At 25.5% G+C, this 16,024-nt stretch carries 17 protein-coding genes and 1 pseudogene; 12 read left to right on the top strand and 6 right to left on the bottom strand.

Annotation, left to right across the window (positions count from 1 at the left end; translation table 11 throughout):
• Position 1 precedes the first annotated feature (1 nt).
• From nrfD to DM815_RS02860, 4 genes are read left to right on the top strand one after another with little or no spacing between them, the layout of a single operon-like run.
• Complete coding sequence (gene nrfD, locus DM815_RS02875) at positions 2 to 1,390, top strand: NrfD/PsrC family molybdoenzyme membrane anchor subunit (protein WP_110509260.1); 1,389 nt, start codon at positions 2 to 4, stop codon at positions 1,388 to 1,390.
• Between the two features lie 2 nt (positions 1,391 to 1,392).
• A complete protein-coding gene (locus tag DM815_RS02870; RefSeq protein WP_110509258.1) occupies positions 1,393 to 1,923 on the top strand; it encodes a DUF3341 domain-containing protein in 531 nt (176 codons plus the stop codon).
• A gap of 16 nt (positions 1,924 to 1,939) precedes the next feature.
• Positions 1,940 to 2,548, top strand: coding sequence for a c-type cytochrome (locus tag DM815_RS02865; RefSeq protein ID WP_110509256.1), 609 nt, complete (start codon positions 1,940 to 1,942; stop codon positions 2,546 to 2,548).
• A 51-nt stretch (positions 2,549 to 2,599) separates the two neighbouring features.
• A complete protein-coding gene (locus DM815_RS02860; RefSeq protein WP_235610001.1) occupies positions 2,600 to 3,826 on the top strand; it encodes a hypothetical protein in 1,227 nt (408 codons plus the stop codon).
• 139 nt (positions 3,827 to 3,965) lie between these two features.
• On the opposite strand, the pseudogene DM815_RS02855 reads toward DM815_RS02860, so the two are convergent.
• The 6 genes and pseudogenes from DM815_RS02855 to tsaB form a co-directional block, all read right to left on the bottom strand.
• Positions 3,966 to 4,394: pseudogene (locus DM815_RS02855) on the bottom strand (uroporphyrinogen-III synthase); the annotation flags it as partial.
• 29 nt (positions 4,395 to 4,423) lie between these two features.
• Positions 4,424 to 4,639, bottom strand: coding sequence for a hypothetical protein (locus DM815_RS02850; RefSeq protein ID WP_110509250.1), 216 nt, complete (start codon positions 4,637 to 4,639; stop codon positions 4,424 to 4,426).
• The gene (locus tag DM815_RS02845; protein WP_110509248.1) at positions 4,632 to 5,330 is read right to left on the bottom strand and encodes a potassium channel family protein; all 699 of its coding nucleotides are present in this window, start codon (positions 5,328 to 5,330) and stop codon (positions 4,632 to 4,634) included. The genes DM815_RS02850 and DM815_RS02845 overlap by 8 nt, the downstream gene beginning before the upstream one ends.
• 6 nt (positions 5,331 to 5,336) lie before the next feature.
• A complete protein-coding gene (locus tag DM815_RS02840) occupies positions 5,337 to 7,091 on the bottom strand; it encodes a TrkH family potassium uptake protein (protein WP_110509246.1) in 1,755 nt (584 codons plus the stop codon).
• A 3-nt stretch (positions 7,092 to 7,094) separates the two neighbouring features.
• Positions 7,095 to 8,030: a hydroxymethylbilane synthase gene (gene hemC / locus DM815_RS02835; RefSeq protein WP_110509245.1), complete on the bottom strand. Its 936-nt coding sequence runs from the start codon at positions 8,028 to 8,030 to the stop codon at positions 7,095 to 7,097.
• Positions 8,031 to 8,105: 75 nt separating this feature from the next.
• On the bottom strand, positions 8,106 to 8,750 hold the full coding sequence (gene tsaB / locus DM815_RS02830; protein WP_110509243.1) for a tRNA (adenosine(37)-N6)-threonylcarbamoyltransferase complex dimerization subunit type 1 TsaB: 645 nt from the start codon (positions 8,748 to 8,750) through the stop codon (positions 8,106 to 8,108).
• 50 nt (positions 8,751 to 8,800) lie between these two features.
• Between tsaB and nadE the strand changes: the two genes are divergently transcribed.
• The 8 genes from nadE (at position 8,801) to atpA (ending at position 16,024) form a co-directional block, all read left to right on the top strand.
• Positions 8,801 to 9,607: an NAD(+) synthase gene (gene nadE / locus DM815_RS02825; RefSeq protein WP_110509241.1), complete on the top strand. Its 807-nt coding sequence runs from the start codon at positions 8,801 to 8,803 to the stop codon at positions 9,605 to 9,607.
• A 150-nt stretch (positions 9,608 to 9,757) separates the two neighbouring features.
• Positions 9,758 to 10,435 (top strand): GTP cyclohydrolase I FolE, encoded by a 678-nt coding sequence (gene folE, locus DM815_RS02820; RefSeq protein WP_110509446.1) that lies wholly within the window; start codon positions 9,758 to 9,760, stop codon positions 10,433 to 10,435.
• Positions 10,436 to 10,440: 5 nt separating this feature from the next.
• Complete coding sequence (gene cysS, locus DM815_RS02815; RefSeq protein ID WP_110509239.1) at positions 10,441 to 11,913, top strand: cysteine--tRNA ligase; 1,473 nt, start codon at positions 10,441 to 10,443, stop codon at positions 11,911 to 11,913.
• Between the two features lie 155 nt (positions 11,914 to 12,068).
• The gene (atpB, locus tag DM815_RS02810) at positions 12,069 to 13,106 is read left to right on the top strand and encodes a F0F1 ATP synthase subunit A (protein ID WP_110509237.1); all 1,038 of its coding nucleotides are present in this window, start codon (positions 12,069 to 12,071) and stop codon (positions 13,104 to 13,106) included.
• A gap of 9 nt (positions 13,107 to 13,115) precedes the next feature.
• Positions 13,116 to 13,343, top strand: a complete 228-nt coding sequence (atpE, locus tag DM815_RS02805) for an ATP synthase F0 subunit C (RefSeq protein WP_110509235.1) — start codon at positions 13,116 to 13,118, stop codon at positions 13,341 to 13,343.
• 9 nt (positions 13,344 to 13,352) lie between these two features.
• Positions 13,353 to 13,850 carry a F0F1 ATP synthase subunit B gene (gene atpF / locus DM815_RS02800; RefSeq protein WP_110509233.1) on the top strand — a complete coding sequence of 166 codons (498 nt, stop codon included), beginning with the start codon at positions 13,353 to 13,355 and terminating at the stop codon, positions 13,848 to 13,850.
• A 25-nt stretch (positions 13,851 to 13,875) separates the two neighbouring features.
• Positions 13,876 to 14,427 carry an ATP synthase F1 subunit delta gene (gene atpH / locus DM815_RS02795; protein WP_110509231.1) on the top strand — a complete coding sequence of 184 codons (552 nt, stop codon included), beginning with the start codon at positions 13,876 to 13,878 and terminating at the stop codon, positions 14,425 to 14,427.
• A gap of 13 nt (positions 14,428 to 14,440) precedes the next feature.
• Positions 14,441 to 16,024 (top strand): F0F1 ATP synthase subunit alpha, encoded by a 1,584-nt coding sequence (gene atpA / locus DM815_RS02790; RefSeq protein WP_110509229.1) that lies wholly within the window; start codon positions 14,441 to 14,443, stop codon positions 16,022 to 16,024.

Genomic DNA, 16,024 nt, shown 5'->3' with positions numbered 1-16,024 from the left:
TATGCTAAATAACCGTGAATCCAACCCTATACGAGAACCATTAATTATCGGAAATAAAACATTTCAAAATATTACTGAAGATATCCTGAATCCTATAGAAAAAAAAGCTGGATCATTATGGTGGATTTCTTTTTTTATTTCAATTTTAGCTTTTTTTTGGGGATTAGGATGTATTTTTTACACTGTAAGTACAGGAATAGGAGTATGGGGGTTAAATAGAACCGTTAATTGGGCTTGGGATATAACTAATTTTGTTTGGTGGGTAGGTATTGGTCATGCAGGGACTTTAATTTCCGCAGTTTTATTATTATTTCGTCAAAAATGGCGTTTATCTATTAATCGATCAGCTGAAGCTATGACAATATTTGCGGTTATACAAGCTGGATTATTCCCTATTATTCATATGGGTAGACCCTGGAATGCCCATTGGGTATTACCTATTCCTAATCAATTTGGAAGTTTATGGCCTAATTTTAATTCTCCACTTTTATGGGATGTATTTGCGATTAGTACTTATTTTTCCGTTTCTACTGTTTTTTGGTTTATGGGATTAATTCCAGATTTTGCCATGATACGAGATAGAGTAAAAGATCCTATCCAAAAAAAAATATATGGTATTCTTAGTTTCGGATGGGGAGGAAGATCCAAAGATTGGAAAAGATTTGAAGAAATTTCTTTAGTTTTAGCAGGACTTTGCACTCCATTAGTTTTTTCTGTACATACAATTGTTTCTTTTGATTTTTCAACCTCTGTAATTAAGGGATGGCATAGTACTATTTTTCCTCCTTATTTTGTTGCTGGAGCTATATTTTCTGGTTTTGCTATGGTCCAAACTTTATTAGGTGTGGCAAGAAAAGTACTCTCTCTAGAGAGTTATATTACGAGAAATCATATTGAATATATGAATATGATCATTTTATTAACAGGGGGAATAGTTCTATTAGCATATATATCCGAATTTATTTTAGCATGGTATTCTAGTAATCCCTACGAAAAATTTATTTATTTTTCTGTAAAAGCAGCAACTGGTCCATTCTGGTGGGCTTTTTGGATTTTAATAATTTGTAATGTTTTAATTCCACAATTATTATGGATAAAATCAATACGTAGAAGTTTTTTTTGGTCTTATATAATAGCTATTATCATAAATATTGGAATGTGGTTTGAAAGATTTGATATTATCGTTTTAAATCTTAGTCATGATTATCTTCCTTCATCTTGGACAGGTTTTCTTCCTTCATTTGTAGATGTCGGTATTTTTATAGGTACCATAGGTTTCTTTTTTGTCCTTTATTTGCTATACATACGTGTATTTCCAGTTATATCACAGTCGGAATTAAAAACAATACTGAAATCTTCTAAAATAAGTACCAGTATTACAAAAAAATAAAAATGAATAAATCCGAATTTAATATTCATGCATTATACAATAATGATGATTTAATGATCAATAGTATAAAAATTCTTATAAAAAAAAAGATAACTATATATGAAGTATATTCTCCATTTCCAGTTCACGGTTTAGACAAAATACTTGAATTAAAAAAAACTAATTTATCTTTTTTATCCTTTTTATATGGATTTTTTGGATTTTTTATGGCAAGTCTACTTACTTGGTATACCATGATTTATGATTGGCCACAAAATATTGGAGGAAAACCTTCTTTTTCTTGGATTAGGAATCTACCCTCTTTTATTCCTGTAATATTTGAATTTTCCATTTTTTTTTCTGCACATTTTATGTGTATCACTTATCTTATCCAATGTAGATTATTCCCTGGGTCTTCTCCAAAAAATCCAGATGAAAGAACTACTGATAATATGTTTCTAATAGAAATTTATGCAAAAAACAATGTTGAAAAAATATTGAATTTATTAAAAGAAAATGGAGCTATGGAAGTAAACGTAAAAAGAATAATTTAACATAAAAAGATTGATTATGAATAATAAATATTTTTATGTTATTTTACTTTTTTTATTTATATTTATTAATGGATCATTGAATTCCTGTTGGTTTGATAAATCAAAACCCAATAGAGTATATATGCCAGATATGTACTATTCGGATGCTTATGAACCTTATTCAGAACCATACCCTAATTACAAAAAAACTGTTAGAAAAATTAAAATTTCTCTTTTTTTAAAAGAAAAAACTTCCTCTCTTTTACCAGTGAAAGGAACTATTCCAAGAAATTCTTATGAAATTCTTTCTTACATAAGAAAAAAAAATAAGGAATATAATACTTTTTCAAAAAAAGAAAAAAACGAGGATAAATACAAGAAAAACATAGAAGATGGAGAAAAACTATATAAAATAAATTGTTCTATATGTCATGGAGATAATGGAGATGGACAAGGAATTTTAGTCAAAAATGAAAAAATATTTGGGATTCCTAATTATAAAGATAGGGATCTTACTATTGGAAGCATTTATCATGTTATTACTTATGGTAAAAACAATATGAGTTCTTATGCTTCTCAATTAAATGAAAGTGATAGATGGAAATTATCAGAATATGTAATGTATCTAAAAAAAATAAATAGATGAAATACAATGTATAAATTTTCTAAAAAATTAAAAAAAATTATTTTTTTTCTAATGACGTTAGGTTTTTTTCTTCTTTTTTTTGATAAAATTCCTATTTTAAATAGAATAGATTTTAACCAAAAAAAATTTTTTTTTCTAAAAACGATTTCGAATAAAAAAGAAGAAAAAAAAGAAAATAAACCTTGGATAGGGTTATATATAGCTATTTTTTATTTTACTACTATTTCTCTAGGATCTTTATTATTTTTAGGAATACAATATGCATCACAATCAGGATGGTCCATCATAATTCATCCTATCATAGAGGAATTAGCTTCTTTTATTCCATATGGATGTTTTATGATTCTAATATTTTTTTTATTAAATTCCATGGATATTATTCATATATTTCACTGGATGGATATTAATCTATATGATCCTACTTCATTAAAATATGATAAACTTATTTCAAGTAAAAGAGCTTTTCTAAACATCCCTTTTTTCTTAATAAGAAGTTTAATTTATATAATAGGTTGGAATTTTTTTTATTTTAAAATAAAAAAAACGTCTCATATTTTGAATATGACACGTTCTTTGAACGATTACAAAAAATTAAATTTTCTTTCCATTATTTTTATAATATTTTTTTCTATAACATCTATTTTTATGGGATGGGATTGGATTATGTCCTTGAATCCTCACTGGTTTAGTACTTTGTTTAGTTGGTATGTTTTAAGCTCTTATATGGTAACTGGGATTGGAACTATTACTATCCTTTCTATTTATCTAAAAAAAATAGGATGTTTTCCTTTTTTTAATGAAAATCATTTGCATGACTTAAGTAAGTATCTTTTTTCTAGTAGTTTATTGTGGAGTTATTTTTGGTTTTCACAATTTTTACTTTATTGGTACGGAAATATTCCAGAAGAAGTATCTCATTTCTTGAAAAGAGAAGAACTATATGGAAATATCCATTTTTGGATGCTTATTCTAAATTTTTTGGTTCCTTTTTTTGGTTTAATGAGTAGTAAAAGCAAAATTAATCCAAAAATAGTACTTATAGTTTCTTCTTCTTTACTCGTTGGGCATTATATAGATATATACAATTTAATAGCCCCAGATGTCATTGTCAATGACCCCTTTTATCCAAAATTTGGATTACATGAAATAGGAGCTTTATTACTAATAGGAAATATTTTTATTTATATATTATTTATAAATTTAAATAGAAAAAAACTCAATTCTATTGGACATCCTTTTTTTCAAGAAAGTAAAAAATATAAATATCCTTATATATAAAAATGTAAAAAAAAGAACTTGTAATAAAATCCATCTTTTTATATTATAAGTTAGTGATAAGATTAAATTTTTTATGGATGTTTTATAAAATTTTATGTAAAAAAAATAGTTTTATTATTCTCTTTTATTGATTAATAAATCAAAAATAAAAAATTTTTTTTATAAGAATAAAAATTTCTTTTAAAGAAGGATTATCCGGAATCCATATTTTTTTATCCAAAAACTTTGAAACAAATTTAGCTGTTGTTTTTCCTATAGCGAAAAATTCCGTTTTGGAATTATATTGTATTCTATTTTTTATAAAAAAAGATTTTGCTCCAGAGGGACTAAAAAATATGATTCCATGATAACTAGATAAATTTTTTATTTTCTTAGGAAGAAATAAAGTTTGATAAACTTCATATTGATTCAGAAAAATATTTTTTTTTTCAAAAAATGTCCATTTATTCATACTACTCTTTTTTCCACAAAACCAATCATAAGATTGATTTGATTTTTTTTTAAAAATTTCATTCATAAGATCTTGAACATAATTTTTTCTAAAAATAAAGGAAAAAATTCCACAATTTTTTAGAAAAAAAAAAGTTTTAGATCCAACTACATAAACTTTTTTTTTTTCAAAAAATCTTTTCCAAAATTATATAGGAAGCCCTTCACTCCATTACAACTAGTAAAAATTAGTTGATCATTTAAAATAGGTCTTTTATCTAAAATGAAATATTTTATGGATAAAAAATTACAAGATTTTACAAAAAAAATTTTTTTAGAAAAAGAAGAATAATCTCCCGATTTTGTCATAAGTATTTTAATCATGATTTGTTACTTTATCTTTTAAAAAATTCATTATAGATTTATTAGATCCAAAAAGAGTCAATATATCTCCTTTTTGTAAAATAGTATCCCCAGTCACTAATCCTATAACTTTTTTTTTAGATTTTCCATTGGAAGAAATAGAATTTTTAATTTCTCGTATTACAGTAATTAAGGAAACAGAATATTTTTGTGTTAATTTAAGACTTTTAACCGATTTTCCACTAAAGGAACATGGAGAAAAAACTTCTGCAATAGAATGTTTATTGTCTACTCTAAAATAATCTAAAGCATAATTAAAAGATATTTGTTTTGTCAACCGAAAAGCTGCGTCTTGTTCCGGATGAATTACATCATTAATTCCCATAGCCTCTAATATAGTATCATGTATCTCTGATAAAGATCTACTGACTATTCTAAGATTTTTATATTTTTTTAATATAGCCGTAGTTACTATTGAAGATCCTTCATTTTCTCCAATAGCAACAATTCCCAAGTCAGCTTGTTGTATAGGCAATACTTTATAAGCAGCTTCGTTATTAGCATCCATACAAACTACATCTGCTATATGATCTTTTAATAAGTCTACTTTTTCCATTTTATGGTCTACTCCAAAAACTTCATGTCCGTTATCTGTTAAATTAAGAGCTAAAGATCTCCCAAAATTTCCTAAACCAATAATTATAATTTTCATACTTTTTTAATTGATGAGAATGTATCCTTGAGGATATTGATAATAATAAGAAGAATTGATTCGATTTCTTTTTAACAATCCTATCATAATATTCAAAACGCCTATTCTTCCTAATAACATCAAAATAATTAAAACTAACTTACTTCCATTGGATAAATTAGGAGTAATTCCTAAAGATAATCCTACTGTTGAAAAAGCCGAGAAAGCTTCAAAAGAAATGGATAAAATATCTTTTTTTGGATCTAAAAAAAGAATAATCAAAATACTTATATATATGATAATAAGAGATAATATTATAATTGCAAAAGCAAGTCTAACAGATTTTGAAGAAATTTCTTTTCTTTGAATTTCTAATCTATCTTTTCCTATAGATAAAGAAATAATGTTCATTAATGCTAATGCAAAAGTACTTGTCTTAATTCCTCCACCTGTAGAAGCTGGAGAAGCACCAACCCACATCAAAAAAATAGTAAATAATATAGTGAATGGAGTCCATCTTTGCATATCCAATACTTGAAATCCAGCTGTTCTAGATGTCGCAGAAGAAAAAAATGAAACAGTACACTTTCCAATAATAGAAGAATGTTCTGAAAGAGAGTAATGATATTCGCTTATATAATAAAAAATAGTTCCAAAAAAAAGTAAAAAAAAGGTTGTAAATAAAACAATTTTTGTATTTAAAGTGAAAATATGTACAGGATATCTAAAATATTCATCTTTAAAAATTTTATAAAAATATTTTTTAAAAGTTAACCATACATATGTAAAAAAATTAAATAAAATATTAAATCCTATCCCACCCAATATTAATAAACATGCAATAATAAATTGTAATAAATAATTAAATCTTACAGATTCAGAATAAAGACCTTTACTAAGAGTAGAAAATCCTCCATTACAAAAAGCAGATATAGAATGAAAAATAGAAAAAAATAAAGGACTATCAGATTCGATAATATCCCTTTCGTTCTTAATAGAAAAATAGATTAATAAAGCACCTACCATTTCTACTATTAAAGTAAGTAAAACTACTTTTACGGCTAAAAAAAGAACATTACTTGTAGTCTTTGTATTCAAAAAATTTCTTATATAAATTCCCTCCCTAAAAGAAAAACCATCCCTAAAAAAATAACTAAAAAAAGAAGTAACGGTTAAAATTCCTAATCCTCCAAGTTCTACTAAAGTTAGAATAATAACTTTTCCTAAATGGGTAAAATCTTTGGATGTATCTAATACTCCTAATCCAGTAACACATACAGCACTAGTAGAAGTAAATAAAGCATCTATAAATGATATTTTCTTAACGGTTGATGATGGAAGCATAAGCAATACAGATCCTAAAAAAGATAGAAAAACAAAACTGGTAATAAAAATAAAAACAGGATTATGAATTCTTACGTATATTTTTCGCATAAAATAGGTAACACGAATTAATATATATATAGTTAAACTAACTAATAGAATTCCTCTTACATCTGTAATTTTTTCGTTTTCATAAAAAAAAATTTTTCCAATAGAAAATAGTATAGAGGGAATAAAAACGAAAAAAGATAAAAATATCATAGATTGATATCCTTTATCCAATGTTTTTTCAAAAAGGATAAAAAAATGGAAAAAACTTAATATTAATATCATTCCAATAAGTATTCCTATATTAAAAAAAGGATTTATGGAAGTTTTCCATCCTAAAGAAATAATTATATACAAAAATATAATTGGAGTCAATAATGGTAATAATTTTCGGAACTTAATTTGGATCATGATTTATTTTGAAATATTTTTTTCCCTTATCTTTTGTAAAATTTCCATTCCCCCTTCTTTTAATATTTCCTTAGCGCACTCAATTCCAATAAGATCATTATGAGATCCTATTTTTGTTTTTTGTATTTTTTGCATACCATCTAAACTAAACAACACTCCTGTAAAATAAGTAATTTTGTTTTTAATAACCGCATGAGCACCTATTGGAGTCATACATCCACATTCTAAAGTTCTCAAAAACTGACGTTCTATATTTGCAGATAATCTAGTTTCCTTATCGTCTAATTTTTCAGTTAAATGGTGGATAAAATCATTATTTTTCAATGTAGAAACAACAATAGTTCCTTGTCCAGGAGAAGGGATCATCCAATTTAATACTTGAAAATTTAATCCATCTAAATTATGTAATATTCCCAAACGTTCCAATCCTATCTTTGCAAAAAGAGCTCCTTTCCAATAATTTTCACGTAATTTTTTTAATCTAGTATTTATATTCCCTCTTAAATCTACAATAGTATTATTTGGATAACGATTTCTCCAAAAAGCTCCCCTCCTAAGACTTCCAGTAGCAATAATGGCATGGATATTTGAATCTAATAAAAAATTATTGGATCCTTTATATACTAATAAATCAGAAAAACTCCCTCTTTTTAAATAAGCAGAAAGAACTATTTCTTCTGGTAATTTAGTTGGAACATCTTTTAAAGAATGCACCGCAATATCAATTACTCCTGAAAGCATTACCTGAGTAATTTTTCTAGTAAAAACACCTGATTTTTTTAATTTATGAATAGGAATATTTTGAATTAAATCTCCTTCAGATTTTATAAAAAATAAACGAGAAGAATAACCTTTTTTACGAAGAAAAGTTTGAACTTCTCTAGCTTGATAAACGGCTAGTGGACTATTTCTTGTTCCAATTCTAATAATTCTATTCAAGAAAATATATATTTTTACTTTTTTCGGAATAAATAAAAAACATATAAATGAAATAAAAATAGAATCTATTCATCATCATAAATAAAAAGGAATAAAATCTTCAATATTATTGAACTTTTTATTACAAAATTTAACATAAGAAAGAAAGGCCATATCCATTGCAGAGGGATAAATATGAGAAAAAAAATGAAAATAATCTGTAAATAAATTCTTTTCTTTTTCTTGAAAATTTACATTTCCAAAAAAATATACTTTTTTATTTTTTGTGATTAATCTGAAATATTTATCATTTAAATTCTTTATAGAGATAGGACACAACCTTTTTTTTAATCTATTAAATAAGGATGTATAAAAAAAATCGGATTTTGCATGTATCATAGGTATTAAAAATCCATCTTTTATATCTATCTTTTGACTCATAATTGTTAATGAATCCAACGATAATAAAGGAACTCCTAATGAGTAACACAAACCTTTAGCAGCAGATATTCCTATTCTTAGTGAAGTGTATGAACCAGGACCTTGGCTAACACAAACTGATTGCAAATCATTTATATCAATTTTAGAAATTTTTATAGCATATTGTATAAATGTATGTAATTTTTCTGAATGAAGATATTTATCCGAACGTTCTTCTACAGAGGTAATACATTCTCCATTTTTGGAAACACTAACCGAACAATTTTTTGTAGAAGTTTCTAAATTAAGAATTAAGGACATTTTTTTAAATATTAAAAATTTTTTTATGAAATATCTAAAAACAATTTAAAATGATAAATGCAAAAAAAGTAATTGAATATGTTATATCCTGGCTAAGAAAATATATAAAAAAATCTCAATCAAATGGATTTATTATTGGTCTATCTGGGGGGATAGATTCATCTGTAACATCTATGTTAGTAGCTATGACCCAGTATCCAACTTTAACATTAGAAATGCCTATCCTAGAAAAGGATAAAAATTTATTATCTCAAAAACATGCAATTTTTTTAAAATCCAAATTTTTAAATGTTCATCATCTAAAAAAAGACCTATCTTCTCTATATTTATCTTTTTTTCATACAGTAGACGATACTTCTAAAAAAAGAAATAAAACTCTACTTGCCCTAGCAAATACCAAATCTCGTATTCGTATGATAACTTTATACTACTATGCCAATATAAATAATTATTTAGTAGTAGGAACTGGAAACAAAATAGAAGATTTTGGAGTTGGATTTTTTACAAAATATGGAGATGGAGGAGTAGATATCCATCCCATAGCGGATTTAACAAAAAGTGAAATACGTCTTTTAGCTAAAGAATTAAAAATTCTTGATTGTATACAAAAAGCAAAACCTACGGATGGATTATGGGATGATCAAAGATCTGATGAAGATCAGTTAGAAGCCACTTATGAAGAATTGGAATGGGCCATGAAAATCACAGAAGAGGAAAAAAAATTTTTCAATTATGATATTTTTAAGGAAAGAGAAAAAAATGTAATGCAAAAATATAAAACTTTACATCAAAAAAATATGCATAAAATTATTCCTATTCCTATCTGTAAGATCCCTTATATTCTTAAAAAAAATTGAATAAATATGAAAAATTTTATTCATATTTTATTGAATTGTATTAGAATTAGACATTCTAGATTAAAAAATCTAAAGTATTTTTCTTAAAAAAAAGACATAATCCTTTTTGTACCTTTGTTTATCATGGATTGATTCAGTTAATTAATGTTAATGATGGAAGAAAAACATAAAAAATTTTTAGAAAAAAAAATAAAGAAAACTATTTTTTCTTTAGAAGATCATGAGACTCCATTACGTAACGATGCCTTTATTATGAGCGACGAAGAAAAAATTTCTAAAATAGAAAAACATTTTTTCCATATTATGGAAATATTAGGATTGAATATGAATGATGATAGTTTACGTAGGACCCCTAAACGTGTAGCAAAAATGTTTATACAAGAAATATTTAGCGGTCTTAATCCAAAAACTTACCCTAAGGTATCTACCTTTGAAAATAAATATCGATATAACCAAATGTTAATAGAAAAAAATATTACGATTTATTCTACATGCGAACATCATTTTCTTCCTATTGTTGGAAAAGCTCACGTTGGTTATATTTCCAATGGAAAAGTGATAGGTCTTTCTAAAATTAATAGAATAGTAAATTACTATGCAAAAAGACCACAAGTTCAAGAACGTTTAACAATGCAAATCGTAAAATCTTTACAAAAAATATTAGATACAAAAAATGTTGCTTGTGTTATAGATGCAAAACATTTATGCGTAAATTCTCGCGGAATTCGAGATATAAATACCAAAACTATTACTACTAAATTAATAGGGATATTTAAAAAAAACTCGGAAATTCGAAAAGAATTTTTCCATTATATTGGAATTCCATAAAAGATATGAATATAGAAGAAAGAAAAAATATACGAAGTCATATAAGAATATATAATTCTTTAACTAGAAAAAAAGAATTATTTCAACCTATTCATAAAGAATATGTGGGGATTTATGTTTGTGGACCTACAGTTTATAATCATCTACATTTAGGAAATTGTAGAACCTTCATTTTGTTTGATTTAGTTTTTCGTTATTTAAAACATTTAGGTTATAAAGTTCGTTATGTAAGAAATATCACAGATGTAGGGCATTTAGAAAATGAAAAAGATAACGGAGAGGATAAAATTTTAAAAAAATCTCGTATAGAAGGACTTGAACCTATGGAAATTGTCCAAAAATATACTATTTCTTTTCATTACATCTTAAATCTTTTCAATACTTTACCTCCAAGTATTGAACCTACTGCCACTGGTCATATTATAGAACAAATTGATATAATTCAAAAATTGATTGAAAAGAATTTAGCATATGAAAAAAATGGATCTATTTATTTTAATATGAAAAAGTATAGGAAATCTTATTCTTATGGAATATTAAGTCATAATAAAACAGATAAACTATTTAGTAAACAAAAAAAATTTTTAGAAGAAAAACATTGTTTTCAAGATTTTTCTCTTTGGAAAAGAGCAAAAAAAAATCATATTATGAATTGGAATTCTCCATGGGGAAAAGGATTTCCAGGTTGGCATATTGAATGTACTACTATGAGTACAAAATATTTAGGAGAAATTTTTGATATCCATGGTGGAGGGATGGATCTTAAATTTCCACATCATGAATGTGAATTAGCACAGGCTGTAGGTGTTTATAATAATAAACTTGCAAATTATTGGATGCATACAAATATGTTAACATTAAATGATAAAAAAATGAGTAAATCAACAGGAAATTATTTATCATTAAAAGATTTGATTTCCAAATTTCGTAAAAAAACTTTTCATCCAACTATTATTCGTTTTTTTATTTTGAAATCTCATTATCGTAGTATTTTAAATTTTTCTAACAAAGGGCTTATAGATGCCGAAAAAGGATATTATCGTTTAATGAATGGAATACAAAAATTAAATTTTTGTTATTCTCATAATAACAAAAATAATAGTTTCATATTTAATGTTCCTAAATGGATAAAAAAATGTTATGAAGCGATAAATGATGATTTTAATACTCCATTATTAATTTCTTATCTATTTGAAGTAACTCATATCATTAATTCTTCTTTTATAAATGAAAATGATATGGATACTATTCATTTATTGAAAAAATATATGAATTATTTTATTTTTGATATCCTGGGTATTCAAATTTTTGAAAAGGATTTTTTAGAAGGATCTTCTAAAAAATTAAAAAGGATTACTGAAAGATTAATAAAAATTCGCACAGAAGAAAGAAAAAAGAAAAATTGGTTTCTTTCAGATCAAATTCGAAATGAACTATCTTATATAGGGATTTTCTTACATGATGATAAAATTATTTAAAATAATATTTATAGATATTTAATCCTAGTTTTAAAATAATCGATCCATACTCTCATTTTTAAATTGATTTTAATTCAGGTACTTTTATAAAAAATTAACGTTTTTTATAGAAAAAAATCTAAATTTGTTTTCTGTTCGTCTATTGAATTGAATGAATGGGGTTAAACAAATTAGTAGTATATTATTTATTCATCCTTATTTTTTTTAGTTTTATTCATGTGAATCTTTTCGCAAAAGAAAAAAAAAATATTGATGTATCTAAAACAATTATTGAACATATCAGCGATTCTCATGAATGGAATATTGTTGGGGAAGAAAATTTTTCTTTGCCTATATTTTTGTGGGATAATGGTTTGGAATTTTTTTTTTCTTCTCAATTTTCTCATGGAAAAGTAGTAAAAGGAAAATATGGAAATTATAAAATGTTTAAAGAAAAAATATATAAAACCGATTCTATTGGAAATTTATATATGGATTCAAAAGGTTATCCAAAAAATGATAAACCATTGGATTTTTCTATTACAAAAAATGTAGTATCCATTTTTATTTCCTTTATTCTATTATGCTTTATTTTTATAAAAATGGGGAAAAGCTACGAAAATAATCAAATAAAATGGAGTTTAGGAATTTTTTTAGAATTCTTAATACTATTTATTCGTGATGAAATTGTTATTCCAAATATTGGGGAAAAAAAATATAAAATTTATTTTCCTTTTTTGTTGACTATATTTTTTTTTATATTGATTAACAATTTAATAGGTATGCTACCAGGATTTCCAAATGTTACAGGGAACATAAGTATTACGTTTGTTTTATCTATCATCACTTTTATAATAACCTATATTAAGGCTAATAAAAGTTATTGGAAACATACTTTTTGGATGCCCAATGTCCCTATAGGAATAAAATTATTATTAGCTCCAATAGAATTTTTGGGTATTTTCATTCGTCCGTTAACTTTATGTATTCGTTTATTTGCTAATATTACTGCTGGACATATTGTTATTTTAAGTTTTATTTGTCTTATTTTTATTTTTAAAAGTTTTTTTATTGCTGGTTTTTCCATTATTTTCGGTTTTTTTATTTCCCTTTTAGAAATTATGGTTTCTTTTTTGCAAGCTTTTATTTTTACAACTTTATCTGCTTTGCTTATAGGAATCACCGTAAAGAATTATGAATGTAAAATGAAATAATATTATATTATGGATATAGATTTAACTTACTCAGGTTTAGCTGCTTTAGGAGCTGGTCTCGCTGTGATAGGAGCTAGTTTAGGTATTGGTAAAATTGGAAGTTCAGCTATGGATGCTATTGCTAGACAACCTGAAGCTTCAGGAAAAATACAAAATTCAATGATTATTGCTTCAGCTCTTATTGAAGGGGCTGCCCTTTTTGGAATAGTAACTGCTTTATTAGCTGTGTTTAAATAGATCTTTGTAATGGATTTGATAACTCCTTCTATTGGATTAATTGTTTGGCAAACAATAATATTTGTGATATTGATACTATTCCTTTCTAAATATGCTTGGAAACCAATAATAAAATTCATTGATCAAAGAGAAGAAAAAATTCGAATTTCCATAGAAAAAGCTAATCAAATTCAAAAAGAATTGGATTTTGTAGAAAAGAAAAAAAATAAAATCTTGAAAGAAACTCGTATAAAAAGAGATATTATTTTGAAAGAAGCCCTTAAAATTAAAGAAAATATTAAATCTAAAGCGATAGAAGAAGGTTTTCTAGAGAAAAAAAAAATATTAAAAGAAACAAAAAAAATTATACAAATAGAAAAAAAAGCTGCTATTCAAGATTTGAAAAATCAAATAGGAAATATTTCCATAAAAATTGCTGAAAAAATATTAAAAAAAGAGTTGGATCAAAATCAAAAAACGGAAAAACAAGAGAAATTTATAAAAGAATGGCTAAATAAATTAAACTAATAGTAATTTTACTATATACATAAACATGTTTTCGAAAAGAAGAGTAATTAAACATTATGCTATGGTACTTTTTGAAAGTTCTATGAAAAACCATAACATGGATTCTATTTATCAAAATATAAAAAAAATATCTTTTCTATTATCTAAAAATGTAGAGTTAAATAAATTTTTTCATTCTTCTTTATTAAATTCAGAAAGAAAAATACAAATTTTAGAAAAAATTTTCTATTCTTTTGATATTTTTCTTTTTCATTTTATAAAAATTTTAATTATCCGGAATAGAGAACCTCTTTTAAAAAAAATTTTTTTGGAATACCAAAAAATATATAAAGAAAAAAAAGGATTCTTGAAATGCATTATTACTTCTTTCATCCCTTTAAGTATAGATATTCAAAAAATGATAATACATAAAATTCTTTCTTCAGAAGAATCAAGAACTCAAAAATATCACATCATTAATAAAATTGATAAATCCATTATTGGAGGATTTTTTCTTCGAATAGGATATAAAGAATGGGATTTAAGTGTGAAAAAACAATTATTAAGTATTCAAAAAACATTCAAAAATTTAATATAAAGTATTTATTTTCATGTCCGATTTAAAATATTCTGAAATATCATCCATTCTTAAAAAACAAATATCTGATTTTCAATATGAATCAAAATTATCTGAATATGGAATTATTGTTCAAATAGGAGATGGAATCGCTAGATCTTTTGGTTTGAACTCGGCCTTTTGTGGAGAATTAGTAGAATTTCATACTGGAATAAAAGGAATTGTATTGAATTTAGAAGAAGACTATGTGAGCATAGTATTGCTAAACCACTCGAATGATATAAAAGAAGGGGATATAGTTACACGTACAGGAAAAACTTTTTCTATAAAAGTGGGAGAAGGAATGCTAGGCCGTGTAATAGATCTATTAGGAACTCCTATCGATGGTAAGGGACCAATAGAAGGACCCCTATTTGAAATGCCATTAGAAAGAAAAGCACCAGGTGTTATTTATAGAGAACCTGTAAAAGAACCTCTTCAAACAGGTATAAAATTTATAGATAGTATGATTCCTATAGGAAGAGGACAAAGAGAATTAATCATTGGAGATAGACAAACTGGAAAAACGACTATAGCTATTGATACCATCATTAATCAAAAAGAATTTTTTGAAACGGAAAAACCCGTTTATTGTATTTATGTCGCTATATGCCAAAAAGGATCTACAATAGCTAGAATAGCAAAAGTTCTAGAAGAAAAAGGCGCCATGCCTTATACTATTATAATGGCTTCTAAAGCTTCTGATCCAGCCTCTATACAAGTTTTTTCTCCTTTTTCTGGTACTGCTATTGGGGAATACTTTCGTGATACAGGACGTTCTTCTTTAGTAGTGTATGATGATCTATCCAAACAAGCTGTTTCTTATAGAGAAATATCTTTGTTATTACGACGGTCTCCCGGTAGAGAAGCATATCCAGGAGATGTCTTTTATTTGCATTCTCGTTTATTAGAACGTTCTGCTAAAATTATACAAGATCAAAAGATAGCTAAACAGATGAACGATATTCCAGAATCCATTAAAGAACATGTAAAGGGTGGGGGGTCTTTAACCGCACTTCCTATTATTGAAACTCAATCTGGAGATGTATCATCTTATATTCCAACTAATGTCATTTCTATAACAGATGGACAGATTTTTTTAGAAAAAAATCTATTTCATTCTGGAGTACGTCCTGCTATTAATGAAAGTATTTCCGTTTCCCGTGTAGGAGGATCTGCTCAAATTAAATCTATGAGAAAAATATCTGGAACTCTAAAATTAGATCAAGCTCAATTCCGAGAATTAGAATCTTTTTCTCAGTTTGGATCTGAATTAGATCCTACAACTATGAACATTATACAAAAAGGGAAAAGAAATATAGAAATATTAAAACAGGCCCCTCATAATCCATATAATATTTCCGATCAAATTGCTATTATTTATGCTGGGACCAAAAACCTTTTAAAAGACATTCCTATTGAAAAAATTTCATTTTTTGAAAGAGAATATCTTTTTTATTTAAATGAGAAACACAAAGATTTATTGACTTCTTTAAAAAATGGTTTTTTTGATGAAAAATTAGCTTCTATATTAGAAAATGTGGTAATTGAATTAAGTGAAAAATATCTATCATCTTAA

The sequence above is a fragment of the Blattabacterium sp. (Cryptocercus kyebangensis) genome (assembly GCF_003226855.1).
In the GTDB taxonomy this organism is placed as follows: domain Bacteria; phylum Bacteroidota; class Bacteroidia; order Flavobacteriales; family Blattabacteriaceae; genus Blattabacterium.
This window is presented reverse-complemented; position numbering and strand designations above follow the sequence as displayed.